This is a genomic window from Litorimonas cladophorae (genome assembly GCF_014652455.1).
GTDB classification, from domain to species: Bacteria; Pseudomonadota; Alphaproteobacteria; order Caulobacterales; family Maricaulaceae; genus Litorimonas; species Litorimonas cladophorae.
In genome coordinates this window covers 795651-810858 of sequence record NZ_BMYV01000002.1, presented here as the reverse complement: position 1 = coordinate 810858, position 15208 = coordinate 795651, and the positions used below count along the sequence as shown (strand labels likewise).

Here is a 15208-nt window from a genome sequence, read left to right as displayed (position 1 = left end):
GTTTAGTAAAGAGCACAATCGTCGATTTTCTGATAGGGTATTGGATTACGACCCGCTCCGAGAAATGCTGACGACTTCCGAACCCTGAGATAGAATCTACAATAGCTTTTATTAGAAGATGAGGTTTTGGCTTTGAGGTATTTATGAATGTCGGAACTAAGTGGAAATCCACTGATTGCTCTGGAGTGCCGCAGAGGGTAGGTCGATCCCATGCTTTCTGAACCCACCTCGCTCCCAGATGTGATCCTCATGACCCCGAGGCGATTCTCAGACTCACGGGGCTTTTTCATGGAAGCGTTTCGACAAGATAAATTTGAACGACAGACAGGACTGCACGTCAGTTTTGTACAGGACAATCAGTCACTTTCGGCAAAAGCTAATACGATCCGAGGCTTGCACTTTCAAGCGCCGCCACATGGTCAAGGTAAGCTTGTCCGCTGTCTTCAAGGCGGAATAATCGATGTCGCGGTCGACATACGGGTGGGGTCTCCGAATTTCGGCAAATCGGTTTCCGTGGAATTGACGTCAGACAATGATCGCCAACTTTGGATTCCATCTGGTTTTCTGCACGGTTTTAGAACATTGGTTGATGACACAATTGTCGGTTACAAATGCACGTCAATCTATGCACCAAACCATGAAGGTACTGTGATCTGGAATGATCCGGTTTTAGATATTGACTGGGGAACAACGGGCGCTTGCATTCTATCGGAACGCGACAATCAAGGCACACCATTCACGTCATTTGTTTCACCCTTCAAATATGAGCAAAAAGCATGAGTTTACGCTTAGCTGTTATCGGGAAAACAGGTCAGCTGGGCCAAGCACTTTTGCGCGAGGGCGAGGCTTTGGGTCACCAAATTATCGCGTTGGACCGGGAAGCGCTCGACCTTAGGTCCTCACCCAAAGATATCGAAGCCGCCATTACCGCCCTACCCTCTGGACTGGACGGCCTCATTCTGGCCGCTGCCTACACGGATGTGGACGGGGCAGAATCTAACGCGGATCTCGCCTATGCGGTCAACAGCACAGGACCTTCCGTTATAGCAAAAGCCTGCGCCCAACACGATATCCCGATCATTCATATTTCAACGGATTACGTATTCGATGGAGAAGCGGATCAGCCGTACACCCCTGACAATGATACCGATCCATTGGGCGTCTATGGTGCGTCCAAACTCGACGGAGAGTTAGCCGTCCTGAGCTCAGGGGCGAGGGCCCTCATTTTACGTACGTCTTGGATTTTTGACGGTATCAACAAGAACTTTCTGACAACAATGTTGAAACTTTCAGATACACGCGACGAAGTTTCGGTTGTCGATGATCAGATTGGACGTCCGACCTATGCAGGTCATTTGGCCCATGCCGTTCTTAAAGCCGCAGAAGGTTTGGCGGAAGAACCGGATATAGAGACAGGGGTTTATCACATTACGGGTAGTGGCGAAGAAGTCAGCTGGGCAGGTTTTGCGAAGGCGATTTTTAAATCGGAAGGCCGTGATGTTTATGTCGACGAAATCCCAACCTCAGATTACCCGACAGACGCTGAACGTCCGCAATATTCTGTTTTAGACACCGAACGTTTTGAGAGGACATTTCGTCATCCTCTGCCTGAATGGCAAGCTGGTTTGCGAGCTGCTTTGGATGAGCGCGATGAGAACGGATAATTCCAGCTTACGCCCCGATTTAACTTTTTGTGTTTAGGATGTTTCGCGCCACAACATTTCTAATGGTGGTGGGTTTGGCCGGTTGTGGTTCGCCCTCTCCCGCAATTTCGAAGGATGCTATCGTTAGCACAACGCTGTGCGCAGACACATATTTGATGGCGATCCCTGAGTTGGAGCCACATTTGGCCGCGCTGTCTTGGCAATCGCGGTCTTCGCTCTCCCGCGCGCCGAAGTCATTGCAATCCCTACCTCAAATTGATGATGACGCCGAACGTCTTCACCGTTGGCAAGATGCAACGATTGTGTCCAGCGCAGGAACAAAGGGCGATATAAATCTATCATGGGGAGAAGATTTTACGACGGTCTGGACGAACTTTTCAATTCTCTCAAAATCTTTGAATGTCACCGACCCGACACCACACTTAAAAGCGAAATTGGAGAAGTTACCACACCCCTCTAAGGACTTGCGCTTACTCTATCTGGACCGATCGGGCGCAACTGCAGGCACCGGCACATTTGTGGATGCTGTTTTTCAAGCTGCAGGTGCAACGAATATAATCCAAACGCCGGGATGGCAGTCGCCAGACACCGAAACCTTATTGACCCTTCACCCTGATGTGATTGTCACAAGTTTTATGGGCTCAAATTATGTGGGCGTGAATGATCGTTCTGTCCGCCATGCCGGTTTGGCCAGGAAGATCGACGCACTCCCACGAATTGATCTTCATGGCGGACTATGGCCTTGCGCAGGTCCAGGTTTGATTGAGGCGACGGTACAATTATCATCCGAATTAGCAAAATTATGAATTCGCGAACTTGGAGCCTCAGCCTATTTGCAATCTGCGCCTTGGCAGTCGTCATCAGCGTTGGGTTTGGTACGACCCAAATCAATTTCCGCGATAGTCTCGCTGGGTTAGCTGGTCAATCAACCCCCGACATTAACGAAATTATCCAGACGATTCGCCTACCGCGTGTACTTCTCGCCGCCTGTGTTGGCGCAGGATTGGGAGCATCAGGAGCGGCGTTGCAAGGCTTCACGCGAAATGCTTTGGCAGCACCAGGATTGCTAGGGTTCTCCGCTTGCGCGGCGTTGGGGGCAGTTCTCGCCCTTTATTTTGGCTTGTCAAAATTCGTGACGCCGGCCGCTATTTTCTTCGCATTTGTCGGCGCGACAGCGATAACATTATTTTCACGCCGGAAACCAGGAGCCTCTGGCCTCGTTCTCGGCGGCATCGGAATTGGCGCGCTCGCTACTGCTGTCACAGGGCTCGTCATGAACTTAGCCCCAAACCCGTGGGCGCTCTCGGAGTTGATTTATTGGCTGATGGGATCATTGAAAAATGCCGACCTACCAGATGTCATATTCGCGGCCCCCTTGACGCTTTTAGGTCTCGCGCTGCTTCTCTATTCTGGTCCCGCCTTGAGAGTTCTGGGCTTGGGCGAAGAGACAGCTCAAAGCTTGGGAATTTCAGTTTCTCAGACGCAACTCCTCATCGTAGCGGGCTGCGCTCTTTGTATCGGCTCAGGCGTCGCAGTTGCGGGCGCGATTGGATTTGTGGGTCTGTTCATTCCGCATATTATAAGGTTTGTGATCGGACCAGATGAAGCTTGGCTTATCCTATTTTCTGCCCTTGGCGGCGCAATTTTCTTAATCCTGATAGATACGCTCATTCGGATGACGGCAGGCCCAGGGACGCCGCTTTATTTGGGGATTGTCACCTCTCTGATTGGCGTACCCTTTTTCCTCTTTCTTGCGTGGCGTCAAACATGATTACGCTGAGAAATATATCTGTAAAGTTTGGGGGGAAACTTGCTGTTCGTGATGTGTCAGCAGTCGCCTCAGAGGGAGAATTCATCGCCTTAGTCGGGCCGAATGGCTCCGGAAAGTCGAGCCTTTTGAAAGCGATGGCTGGACTGATTCCACACGAAGGATCGACGAACCTTCCGTCCGACCGTCGTGATCGCGCAAGACAAATTTCCTATCTGGCACAAAATGCGGTCGCACCCGATGACCATAAAGTCCGCAATATTGTTGCCCTTGGACGCACCCCGCATATTGGCAGGCTAGCGCGCATTAGCAAAGCCGACCAATCGGCAGTTGAAGCCGCAATGGAAAAATGCGGCATTTCTAATTTTGCAGACCGAACATTCAAGACCCTCTCTGGCGGAGAGAAAACACGCGTCCATTTGGCCCGTACAATCGCGACCGACGCGCCGCTATTGCTTGCCGATGAACCCGTCACGGCACTTGACCCCTACTATCAGCTGTCTGTCATGGAAGTGCTGCGAGACGCTTCCCGTGAGGGGACAACCGTTATCGCCGCCCTACATGATTTGGCCCTAGCGAGGCGTTTTTGCGATCGGGTTTGGGTGATGAGCGAAGGTCACTTATTAGCAGATGGCACCTTCGACAAGACCCTGACCCCAGAGATTTTGCGAAATGTATTTCGAATTACGCGCGATGGAAATATCGCCCGCTAGTCCTCCGAGAAAATTTCCTCGATCGGCTTTCCGAATAAGCGGGCTATTTTGAACGCGAGTGGAAGAGACGGATCATATCTCCCCGTCTCAATTGCGTTCACGCTTTGGCGAGATATTTCAAGTTGCTCCCCCAACGCGGCTTGCGACCACCCTTGTTCGGCCCGAAGTGTCTTCAGTGTATTTTCCATAATGAGCTCTTACTTCAAACCCATGCCGCGACCTGGGCCAAAGCAAGCAGCGAAGCCAAATGCTGCGAAGAACGCAGGGAAAATCCAAAAAACCGGTAAGCGAGGTATCTCATCTGATAATAATTCCATCAGCCCCCAAACGCCACTGAGTGCCAATATACCAAATAATCCGATGATCATGCTCTGCACAATGAAGTGCCGTGCCACTTCGTCAACTTCTCGGAGGAACCGCCAAATCGACCACAACATTCCGAAAAGAAACAGGCCCGGCAGGATCGTAGCCAGTAGAATGTAAAGCAAAGGGGCGTTGGCAATCGTTTTCAATAAATAGGTTACGCCAATCAAAGCCCCAGCATAGCCAAGTGAAAAGCCCAGCATTGATCTCATATAGCGCTGGGACGCAAGCTTTGGCGTGATTTTACCCTTATTATGGGTCAGCATTTTCGTCTCCTTCAAGGCTTCAATCTGTAAAGCGACCTTTACTTAGACAAGGAGACTTTACATGTCAAGCGAACTTTACCTCACTACACAGTTTTGTGTGAGACATAGCTTTTTTACTTCAGTAAGAGGCTGGCATGAACGCGTTAATCGACCCAAAGAAATTCCAAGACCCCGAAGTGACCGCCAAAGGAGAAAAACGTGCGCAAGTTTTTTTCAAAACGCTGGAGACGCTTTGGTTCAATACGGGTTCCCAATGCAATATTGAGTGTGCCAATTGTTATATTGCGAGCTCTCCCACAGCGGATCATTTCATCTATTTGACGCAAGAGGATATGGCACCCTATCTCGACGAAATCGATGCGATGCAGCAAGGGCCGATTGAAATCGCTTTTACGGGTGGTGAGCCTTATCTAAATCCAAATATTATCCGCTTGTCAGAAATGGCGCTAGAACGCGGTCACAGCTTGCTCGTACTTACCAACGCCATGAAACCGATGATGCGTCCGCGCGTACAGGCTGGCCTGCTGGACTTAAGACGTAGGTTTCCGGGAAAGATGACGCTTCGTGTCAGCCTGGATCATTTTACCCAAGAAGGACACGATACCGAGCGTGGACAGGGAAGTTTTGAGATTGCCGTCACAGGGGTGAACTGGCTGACTGAAAATAACTTCCTAACTCATATCGCAGGACGCGCGATGTTTTCAGAAAATGAAGCTGACGCCCGCGCAGGATATTCAGCGCTCATCCAAGCCCACGGATGGAGAGTCACAGCGTCCAATCCAGCGCAACTTCTCCTCTTCCCCGAAATGGACGAGCGAATTGATGTCCCTGAGATAACGGTCGCCTGTTGGAGCATCTTAGATATCCATCCAGACACTATGATGTGCGCGACTTCACGTATGATTGTGCGACGCAAAGGTGAACCGCGTGCCGTCGTATTGGCCTGCACCTTATTGTGGGACGACCCGCAATTTCAGACTGGTGAAACACTGAAAGAAGCGCTGGGACCAGTCGCCCTCAACCACCCTCATTGCGCAAAATTTTGCGTATTGGGCGGCGCGAGCTGCTCCGCATAATTACTTTTTTATATATTCGGACGGGCCGTTCACTTCGGTCAAAAATTTCTCAACGCCGATAAAAAAGGCCTCACGGTTTTCTTGACGTGACAGGAAGTGGTCCTCGTCTTCAAAGGCCATAGAAGTTGTTTTCACGCCTGCCTTTTTTAGTGCACGTCTCATGCGTAAGAATTGATCGTACTGTACATTTTCATCCTGATCGCCGTGAGCAATGAATACGGGCACTTTGATGTTGTCTGCGACGTGAACGGGTGAGTTCGCTTTCCGAACATCTTTATCTTTCATAGCCTCGCCGAAAAATGTTTTGGCGGCATGTTTCCCACCGCGGTATTTCTTGAGATCACGCTTCGCATCATTGATATCTGTAAGAGCGGCCATTGCGATCACACAATCATAAAGTCCATCATCGTCTTTTGCAGCCCCCATCAGCGCAGCGTAGCCGCCGTAGGACCAGCCCGCGATGCAGGTTCGTTCAGGGTCCGCATACCCTTTTCGTAGCAGATAACGCGTTGCGTCCTCCACATCCTCTTGCATAACTAGCCAATTGTCGCGACCAGCATCTTCAAAAGACTTGCCGTAGCCTTCAGATCCCCGAAAATTCATTTGCATCACGCCATATCCACGTGTTGCAAAAAATTGCGCAAAATAATCGAACCGCTTTTCATCGCGGCCATATGGACCGCCATGCGGAAGAACGATGAAAGGAAGGTTTTTGAGTTGGGAGGTTTGCTTAATTGTCGGTGGCAAAGTGACATAAGCTGGAATTTTCTGGCCATCCCGTGCCGTGTATTTCACGGCAACCACATCGCCCATCTCACTTGAAGGGAGACCACTATAGGTCTCTTGCAGAATGGAAGGACCAGCATCTCCACGGGAATAAAAATAAAGCCCGCCTGGGTCAAAAGGCGACGAAATGCGAACAATCATTGTTTTGCCGTCGTCGGTTTGATCTACAAAATTGACGGAGTAGCCTGGAATTTTTGCCCTCAAAGTTGTCAGCAGCGTTCCGTATTCGCCCAGCAACTCTGTTTGTTCTTTGTCAGCGGTGTATTTTGCACCAATGACAGTTTCACCATCGGTGCTGACAACAACGCCTGACGCATCATATTCGTCATTATGGAACAGCTCACGCGTAACCCGTTTCTGATTTAGGTCATAAATGTAAAGGCCCAGCGTGTCGCGATTATTATAATCACCAATAATCAACTCGGCGCCATCCTTCAAAATACTGAAAATAGGCGTGTCCGCATCGAGTCCTGGGTAGCCATTATGACTATCCCATTGCTCGGTTTTGGGATCAAAAATACGCATATTCCATTTCCCTTTTTCGCTCCGTCCCCGACCGATCCGGGGGATACCTTTATCGTCGGTGATCCATGTTTCGATTCCCTCGCGTCGAGGCATGACACGTTGATCTCGCCTTGTTGCCACATTCACCTTATAAACACTTGGATAGGGGTCGAACTCTGTTTTAGAGTATTCCATCAGGATATGGTCTTCATCATCCTCAAGCCAATCAATGACCCGATCATTAAATTGTCGAAAAATCTGTGATTTCAGGACGATCTGTGGCTTCTCTTCGTCTGACGACTTTGTAAAAAGATGGGACACTGTAAAAGGTGTGCTGCGGTAGGTTTGGCTTTTCTCAGTTGCGACGACGTAGCGCTCATTGTTGATCCATTTCACATAACGTGGGCGTAGATCTGGCCCTAAGGAAATTGCTTCCATGCTGGCCGCAGAAGCATCTATTGGCATAGTGGCAACATAATAAGTTCCTTTACCATTTACGATAACGGCAAATTTGGATCCATCTGGAGACAGGTCCGCGTCATAGGCTAAGGGTAATTCGCCAAAAGCTTTCGCGGGTGGTGCGGCATGCGCGACGCTAAATGGCGCAACCAAACCGCCGAAGGTCAAAACGCTAGAGAGTGCCAAGGATTTCAATCGGGTCATATTCAAATCTCAATTCCCTTATTTGATGCGGCTCAATCCGAACCTAACCCGACTGACTGAGCAATCGGAGATGCCTACTTCTTCATATATTCCGATGGGCCATTCACTTTCAGCAAGAACGCTTCCATCCCTTCAAAAAAAGCTTCGCGATTGGCTTGGTTCGAAAGATAGTGATCTTCATCTTCAAAGGCGAGATATGTCCCGTCGACGCCTGCTCGCTGCAAGGATCTTCGCATTTTCGTGAATTGATCAAAGCGCACATTTTGATCTTGATCACCGTGCGCTAGGAAGACGGGAACTTTGATTTGGTCTGCGACATTGACCGGAGAGTTCGCTTTGGCAACCTCTCGATCCGCCAATGAGTCACCAAAGAAGGTTTTCGCGGCCGCGCGGCCACCCTTATAATCCTTCATATCTTTTTTAGCTTCATCAATATCGGTCAATGCAGCCATCGCGATGACGCAGTCATAGAGCCCGTCATTGTCTTTCGCGGCCCCCATAAGCGCAGCGTATCCACCGTAAGACCAGCCGGCGATGCAGGTCCGGTCAGGATCGGCATAGCCTTTACTCAAGAGATAACGCGTCGCATCTTCGACGTCCTCTTGCATCACGACCCAATTATTTCGACCCGCTTCTTTGAATGATTTACCATATCCTGCCGATCCACGGAAGTTCATCTGCATCACGCCATAGCCGCGAGACGCGAAAAATTGTGCGAAGTAATCAAACCGTTTCTCGTCACGACCATATGGTCCACCATGTGGTAAGACGATAAACGGAATATTCTTCAGTTGCGCCGAGCTGGTAATCGTCGGCGGCAGAGTCACGAAGGCAGGAATTTTTTGGCCATCACGTGCAGTATATTTCACGGAGACAACGTCGCCCATATCATTTGACGTCAGACCTCGGTAGATACGCTCAATCATTTGAGGTTCACCCTGCCCCCTGGTGTAGGTGAATAATCCGCCGGGCTCATAAGGCGCGCTAAGGTGGAAGATAATGGTTTGGCCATCATCTGTCTGATCGATGAACCGCACAGAAAACCCAGGATATTTCGCCCGCATTTCGGTCAGCAACGTGTCATAAGCGCCTAGAAGTTCTGTTTCTTCCTCCTCGGCAACATATTTCGCACCAATAACGGTGCCACCGTCCTTCGAAATAACGACGCCTGACGCGTCAAACTCTTCATTGTGGAAAACGGTTCGGGTACGGCGTTTTTGCTCTAAGTCATAAATGTAAAGTCCGCGCGTATCGCGACCATTATAATCACCGATAACAATTTCTTTCCCACCTTTTAGGACTGTGTAAATTGGCGTGTCACCTTCCAATCCTGGAAAGCTATCAGCCTTTTCCCATTTTCCAGTCGTGGGGTTAATGGCGATTAGGTTCGCGTTTCCGCCCTCGTCTTGCCCTTGCCCGATTCGGGGCTCTCCGCTGGGGTCTGTCATCCAATAATCGACATCAGGTCGATCATCCTGAATCAGCTTGTCTTTGCCAGACGAAACATTGACTTTATAAATTCCAGGCCACTGGCCTTCATCGCGCTTAATATTGGTCCCACCAGCACGGCCAGATGAAGGCTTCGGATAAGACATCAAAACGTTTTCAGGGTCATTCTCCAACCAATTTACAATCACGTTGTTAAATTGATTAAAATAGCGCCTCGGATTTACGAGAATCTTACCTTTCTCTTTCTCGACGTCATGCGTGTAAATATAGCCCATCGAAAATGGAACGCCGTCAATTTCCTCGGCCTTTAAGAAGGAGACAAAGTATCGCTCATTATTCACCCACTTCACATATCTTGGCTTCGCGTTCTGCCCGAGAGATATCCCCTCAAGCGCAACAGAGCCCGATCCTGTATCTCGCGTCGCGACGAAATATTTGCCATTCAAGTTTAGAATGATTGCTAGTCGTTTGCCATCAGGGGAAATGTCTGCATCAAAGGCAACGGGTAATTCGCCAAAAGCCTTTGCGGGCGGCGCGGCATGCGCGGCAGAGGCAAAGCCCGCTGTCACAACACACGACAAACTCAATAAAAGTGATCCAGCCAATCCGCCAATTTTCATAACACTACCTTAAAAATACTTTCCTTGAGTAGTGAGGAAAATCGGTAAGGTTGCAAGTCGATGACTGCTATTTTGCATATATTTTAGTGAATTAGGTTCGATCAAAACGGCCATTCGACCGTATCTTTATCAAGATTAAAGGCGCCTAATCGGATGTGAAGTGTTTGGAAAGCCGTAAGCCTTGGCTCTGATAGTGACTGCCCTGGGCGCCATACAGCTGATCAGGCCTCTCAGCCATAGGTTCAAAAACAAGCTTCGCGACAGCTTGGCCGTGACGCAATAAAAACGGGACATCGCGGCCCCGCACTTCTAGAACGGCGCGACTGCCCTCGCCGCCCGCTTCAGAAACGCCAAAACCTGGATCGAAGAACCCCGCATAATGAGCTCTAAACTCCCCAATCTCCGGTGCGATAGGCGCCATTTCAGCTGCCTCACCGACAGGAATTTCGACGGCTTCGCGACTCGCCAAGATGTAAAATTCCTCTGGGTCCAAGACGAGCGTTCCATTTGGCGCGGTAAGCGGCTCCCAAAACTCAGACGCTTGATGGGCTTTGAGGCCGCGAATATCAACAAGCCCCGAATGCCGCTTGGCGCGATATCCGATGGGGGAACCTGTCCCGTCACCCTTTAGATCAATACTCACATGTTGAGTGCGCAAGTTATTGTGTGGACCATGACGAAACCGCATTTGACCCAAACGATCGCCTGGCCGCACAAGAATCGGGAAAGTTCGCGGCGCGACTTCCATGTAGAGCGGGCCCTTATATCCAGCTGGAATGGTGTCAAACTGTTCACCGCCATCGCAAATTACACGGGTGAAAACATCAAGCCGTCCTGTGGAGCTCTTTGGGTTGGCCAAACCGACAATATCAGTCGGCAAATTCAAGCTCTCACGTAGCGGGATAAGATAGACGCAGCCTGTTTCTAAAACAGCCCCACCTTTTAAATCCACGCGGTGCATGACGATGTTTTCGACCGCACTCTCAACGCTTACGCCGCCTCCGGGCAAAAAGCTGGCCCGTAAGCGCAGCGCCGTATCACCGAGGCAGAGATCAAGGCTTGCCGGCTGTAGGGATGGCGGGTGATCTGCATCGTCCTGAAGGCCTAAAATATGGCCCTTCGCAACAAGCTGCTCAATGTTCTGACGTGGCAAAATCCCGTGTTTCATGGGGCTAAGCTATCACCCCAAGCGCAGGGCGCAACGGGTCCCTTCATAAATATGTACATGCTTTTGCTGCATTTTTCGGTTCATTCGACTGAGGAAGACCCTTGCAGGTGCGACAATCCTTCGTCAGGGTCAAAACCGAGAGAGACACGAATGAGGCAGTTTCGCCAAACTCGTAGGTCGCAAAACGGAGTGGGGCGTGCGCGAGAGAGTAACCGAGGGGGAATGTGAATTGTCGTCTGATTTACCCACAGCCCAATATGAGCAACGCACTGAAAATGTGGTTGTCCGCGTTGCGCCGGAATTTTTAGCTGAGCAATCCAACCCATCAGACTCTCGTTTTATTTGGGCCTACACGGTCGAAATCGTCAATCAAAGTGAGCATGATCTAACTGTCATGGAGCGGTTTTGGCAAATCGCAGATAGTCGCGGTCAGGTACAAGAAGTTCGCGGCGCAGGCGTCGTTGGCGAAACACCTGTGGTACGTTCTGGAGAAACCTTCCGCTATACGTCGGGCGCACCTTTAACCGCCCCTTCTGGTATGATGCGCGGTTCTTACACGGTTCAAAACACCGAAGGCGCCAGCTTTGATATTGTCGTTCCGACATTCCTTCTGGACAGCCCACATGATGCGCATCGGCTGAATTAAATAATTCTGCGAGCGTTACCCCTTAAATTTGGGCGCGGTCTTTCGTATATTTCGCTAAGATCCGTTGATACCGCACAGGCATTAGCCTTTGTAGAAAGCTCGCGACCTTCGCGTCTTTGCCAATTAAAATCCGCTTTTTGCGTCGGGCTGTCCCGTCCAAGATTGTCTTAACCGCATCTTCGACAGACGTGATCGCCAACTCGTCGAAATCCTCATCCAGCGCGTCGCGGGACACGCCCTCAGGCAAGAAATCAACTTCGGCATTGCGCGCAACATTGGTCTTGACGCCTCCAGGGTGAACGCAACACACGCCGACACCTGTTCCAGCCTCTTCCATTTCCAAGGCAAGCGTTTCGGTGAATCCGCGGACCGCAAACTTTGACGCACAATAATGGGCTTGGCCGCGATAGGCGATCAGGCCGAATAGTGAGGAGATATTCGTGACGACGCCTTTGGTTTGAACGAGCTGCGGTAGGAAGACTTTCGTCATCCGTACAACGCCCCAAAAGTTCACATCTATAACCTGCTCCATACTTTCGAGCGGCGTATTCATAACGTCGCCAACGCGGGTCATGCCTGCGTTATTAAAGACATAATCTGCGGGTCCGAGCGCGGCTTCGACTTTAGCTGGGTAGTCGATGACGGCTTGTTTATCCGACACGTCCATGACGTCGACCAAAATGCGATTTCCCGCGCTGACCATTTCACGCGTCATACCCAACCCATCGGCATCTATGTCTGACAGAGCGAGGACTGCGCCTTGTGCGGCCAATTGGCGAGCGAGCTCCCGCCCCATTCCAGAGCCAGCCCCTGTGATGACGCAGACCTTGTCTTTGAAAACACTCATTCCGCTGCCTCCAGCATGGCGGTCGAAGATGAGAATATTAAGCCATCACCTTCCAGAGCTGATTTCATCAGCACCTCTTTGTCGAACTTATAGTCCTGACGATTTTGCCATGGATCACGATCCCCTTGTTTTGGCAATTTATCCGCAACACGCGTGATATAACCCGCCGAAAAATCGACCCACTGACGCGGGATTAAGTCATCCGGGGCGTGCGGCGTCACCGTGTCCAGTCCATTAGCGTCCAAGTAGTTCATCAAACGACAGCTAAAGCGAGAGATTAAATCTGCCCGCAAAGTCCAACTGGCGTTAGTGTAACCAAAAATCGAAACCATATTGGGAATATCCGAAAACATGAGACCGTGATAACCAAATTTATCGCCAATAGTTTGTACGACACCATCAATCGCGATTTCAGTCTCACCCGCAGCGACAACGTTCAACCCTGTCGCGGTCACAATCAGATCGGCTTCTAAAATTTTTCCCGATTTGAGCAAAATACCCTCAGGAACAAATCGCTCAATATGGTCTGTGACAACGCTAGCTTGGCCCGCTTTCATCGCTTTGAACAAATCAGAATTTGGGACAAGACAAAGCCGCTGATCCCAGGGATTATAGCTGGGTGTGAAATGGGTTTCGACGTCAAAATCCTCACCCAATTCTTTTCGAATTTGTTTCAATAAATAGTCGCCCGTCTTCTTTGGTTTTCTTTGCGCCATATTATAGACGTAGCGCGAATAGGCGATGTTTTTGGCCCGCGAAATTTTATAGGCAGTCTTCTCTGGCAGAATTTTCCGGAGAAAATTAGCAACCCAATCGGTATCTGGACGTGAGGCAATCCAAGTCGGACTCCTTTGGAGCATGGTCACATGCACTGCGGTGGGCGCCAGCGAGGGGATGAGGGTCACGGCGGTCGCACCCGATCCAATCACGACAATTTTTATGCCCGACGTGTCGTAATCTTCTGGCCAATGCTGCGGGTGGATGATGTCGCCCTTGAAATCTTCGCGGCCTTCAAAATGCGGGTTGTAGCCTTCTTCATACCTGTAATAGCCCGCCGCCGAGATGATGAAATTCGCAGTCAGCGTTGTCGTTGCGCCAGATGCGTCGGCATGAGTGACAACCCAATGTGCCGCGTCGGAATTCCAATCGATAGATTTGACCTTGGCATTATACCGAATGTGATCTTCAATCCCATATTCGGCGGCCGTCTCTTTGATATATCTCAAAATAGACGGCCCGTCGGCAATGGCTTTGCCGTCCGTCCAGGGTTTGAAGTCGTACCCTAGCGTGTGCATGTCCGAGTCAGAGCGGATGCCAGGGTAGCGGAATAAATCCCAGGTTCCGCCCATACGTTCGCGGGCTTCGAGGATGACGAAACTGCGGTTAGGACAATCGCGACGATGATGCACGGCTGCGCCGATTCCAGATAAACCCGCGCCAACAATTAAGGTATCAAAATGTTCCGTCATGACACTGGTCTAGTCGGAGACATTCGATATGTCAGTGTTCAATATCGACCAAGCGCCCATGCGCCCTTGATGGAGATCTATGCAGGAGAGAACACGAGCTGATTTCGACTTCAGGAAATCAGCTCGGTTCGTTTACTCCGTTCGCCATTAGGTTTTGGCTTCTCAATCTAATTCAAATTTGATGCAAATTTCTCTGCCTCAACGGGTTGCGTTTTTGCTTCGTGATACGTGATGAGCGCCGGCACATTCGCGCTGATTACAAATTGGTTCATAACATCATCGACGCATTCATCGAAGGTTTCGCCCAGAATTTCTGAAGCTTCTTTGACGGATATACAGGCGCGTTTGGCCTTCTTTTCGATCTTCGCATAGATGGCTTCTGTACCGCCCTCTTCTGCGAGCTGGGAAACTTTAAAGCGAACGGTGAACTTTGCGTCGACGAGATTCGCGCTGCTGGCGCTGGCGGCTGTTGGGATAGCGACGGCAGATAAACCGCCCAGTAACGCGATGGCGAGGCCAGCATTCTTGACGGCGACGACACTGGGAGCGATACTCATTTTTCGTTTGATGCGCATTGGAAGGACCTTTCTATTGATGCGTATTTTGCGTTAGGCGGTGAGGTCACACCCTCGCCGCCATCTTTTTAAAACACAGATTTTTAAAAGTCGGTACAGCCAATTTTGCAGATGTAGATATGCAAAAAATCATAACAAAAACAAATACTTAATAGCATTAAAAAGCGGTCCCAGTTTTATGCTGGCCGCCTAATTCAACTTGTCTCATCATCCAATAGGAGACGATGGAAAAATTAATCTGTTGCGTGAAGTGAAAAATCAAATGATGATTGCGATACCGACGCCGATCCCCCATCTTCGACAAATCGGGGGCAGTTTTGGCGCATTTTGCATCCATCTGCATCATTGCGCAGCCGAAATCGCCGCGACCCCGGTTAAAACTTTGGTTTCAACTTAGGTGCCGCCGTCAACACGGGGAAAGCGGGACAGCCCGCAGGGTCAGCACTCGCGACGGAGTACCGAAGATAATAAACTTTGTTTTACGCAAGAGATAACCCTGCGGCTGTGACGTTTTACGCAAAGGCCTCGTTAGTATGTCTCCCGCTCCACCGCTTGCGCCGTCTCGTTGAAACCAAGGCCTCAACTCATCGAACACAGCCGCGCATGCGGTCAGGCTCCAATGCGTAAGATA

The 15208-nt window shown here is 50.2% G+C and carries 15 protein-coding genes; 7 read left to right on the top strand and 8 right to left on the bottom strand.

The features are described from left to right. The first annotated feature begins 210 nt into the window (after positions 1 to 210). The 5 genes from rfbC to IE073_RS11500 are packed head-to-tail and all read left to right on the top strand — an operon-like array spanning position 211 to position 4145. Entirely contained in the window at positions 211 to 780 is a 570-nt protein-coding gene (rfbC, locus tag IE073_RS11520; protein ID WP_189585956.1) for a dTDP-4-dehydrorhamnose 3,5-epimerase, read from the top strand. Then, a complete protein-coding gene (gene rfbD, locus IE073_RS11515; RefSeq protein WP_189585953.1) occupies positions 777 to 1664 on the top strand; it encodes a dTDP-4-dehydrorhamnose reductase in 888 nt (295 codons plus the stop codon). The genes rfbC and rfbD overlap by 4 nt, the downstream gene beginning before the upstream one ends. A 38-nt stretch (positions 1665 to 1702) precedes the next feature. Further along, the gene (locus tag IE073_RS11510) at positions 1703 to 2470 is read left to right on the top strand and encodes a substrate-binding domain-containing protein (protein ID WP_189585950.1); all 768 of its coding nucleotides are present in this window, start codon (positions 1703 to 1705) and stop codon (positions 2468 to 2470) included. After that, entirely contained in the window at positions 2467 to 3435 is a 969-nt protein-coding gene (locus IE073_RS11505) for a FecCD family ABC transporter permease (protein WP_189585947.1), read from the top strand. Before IE073_RS11510 ends, IE073_RS11505 begins: the two co-directional genes overlap by 4 nt. Beyond that, a complete protein-coding gene (locus IE073_RS11500; protein ID WP_189585944.1) occupies positions 3432 to 4145 on the top strand; it encodes an ABC transporter ATP-binding protein in 714 nt (237 codons plus the stop codon). The genes IE073_RS11505 and IE073_RS11500 overlap by 4 nt, the downstream gene beginning before the upstream one ends. Here the strand turns inward: IE073_RS11500 and IE073_RS11495 are convergent. Further along, positions 4142 to 4333, bottom strand: coding sequence for a helix-turn-helix transcriptional regulator (locus tag IE073_RS11495; protein ID WP_189585941.1), 192 nt, complete (start codon positions 4331 to 4333; stop codon positions 4142 to 4144). The genes IE073_RS11500 and IE073_RS11495 overlap by 4 nt on opposite strands. A 9-nt stretch (positions 4334 to 4342) precedes the next feature. Further along, positions 4343 to 4774, bottom strand: a complete 432-nt coding sequence (locus tag IE073_RS11490) for a hypothetical protein (protein WP_189585938.1) — start codon at positions 4772 to 4774, stop codon at positions 4343 to 4345. Positions 4775 to 4908: 134 nt separating this feature from the next. Here IE073_RS11490 and IE073_RS11485 point away from each other — a divergent pair, with 134 nt between their 5' ends. After that, a complete protein-coding gene (locus tag IE073_RS11485; protein WP_189585935.1) occupies positions 4909 to 5850 on the top strand; it encodes a radical SAM protein in 942 nt (313 codons plus the stop codon). On the opposite strand, the gene IE073_RS11480 is transcribed toward IE073_RS11485, so the two are convergent. From IE073_RS11480 to IE073_RS11470, 3 genes are all read right to left on the bottom strand, one after another. Next, entirely contained in the window at positions 5851 to 7803 is a 1953-nt protein-coding gene (locus IE073_RS11480) for an alpha/beta hydrolase family protein (protein ID WP_189585933.1), read from the bottom strand. Between the two features lie 74 nt (positions 7804 to 7877). After that, positions 7878 to 9872 (bottom strand): alpha/beta hydrolase family protein, encoded by a 1995-nt coding sequence (locus tag IE073_RS11475; protein WP_189585929.1) that lies wholly within the window; start codon positions 9870 to 9872, stop codon positions 7878 to 7880. A 145-nt stretch (positions 9873 to 10017) separates the two neighbouring features. Further along, a complete protein-coding gene (locus tag IE073_RS11470; RefSeq protein WP_189585926.1) occupies positions 10018 to 11040 on the bottom strand; it encodes a 2'-deoxycytidine 5'-triphosphate deaminase domain-containing protein in 1023 nt (340 codons plus the stop codon). 196 nt (positions 11041 to 11236) lie between these two features. On the opposite strand from IE073_RS11470, the gene apaG reads away from it, so the two are divergent. After that, the gene (gene apaG / locus IE073_RS11465; RefSeq protein ID WP_233350034.1) at positions 11237 to 11686 is read left to right on the top strand and encodes a Co2+/Mg2+ efflux facilitator ApaG/CorD; all 450 of its coding nucleotides are present in this window, start codon (positions 11237 to 11239) and stop codon (positions 11684 to 11686) included. Positions 11687 to 11708: 22 nt separating this feature from the next. Here apaG and IE073_RS11460 read toward each other — a convergent pair whose 3' ends face one another. The 3 genes from IE073_RS11460 to IE073_RS11450 form a co-directional block, all read right to left on the bottom strand. Continuing rightward, the gene (locus IE073_RS11460; RefSeq protein WP_189585920.1) at positions 11709 to 12533 is read right to left on the bottom strand and encodes an SDR family NAD(P)-dependent oxidoreductase; all 825 of its coding nucleotides are present in this window, start codon (positions 12531 to 12533) and stop codon (positions 11709 to 11711) included. Beyond that, the gene (locus IE073_RS11455; RefSeq protein ID WP_189585917.1) at positions 12530 to 14002 is read right to left on the bottom strand and encodes a flavin-containing monooxygenase; all 1473 of its coding nucleotides are present in this window, start codon (positions 14000 to 14002) and stop codon (positions 12530 to 12532) included. Before IE073_RS11455 ends, IE073_RS11460 begins: the two co-directional genes overlap by 4 nt. Before the next feature lie 167 nt (positions 14003 to 14169). Further along, positions 14170 to 14577, bottom strand: a complete 408-nt coding sequence (locus IE073_RS11450) for a UrcA family protein (RefSeq protein WP_189585914.1) — start codon at positions 14575 to 14577, stop codon at positions 14170 to 14172. Between the last annotated feature and the right edge of the window lie 631 nt (positions 14578 to 15208).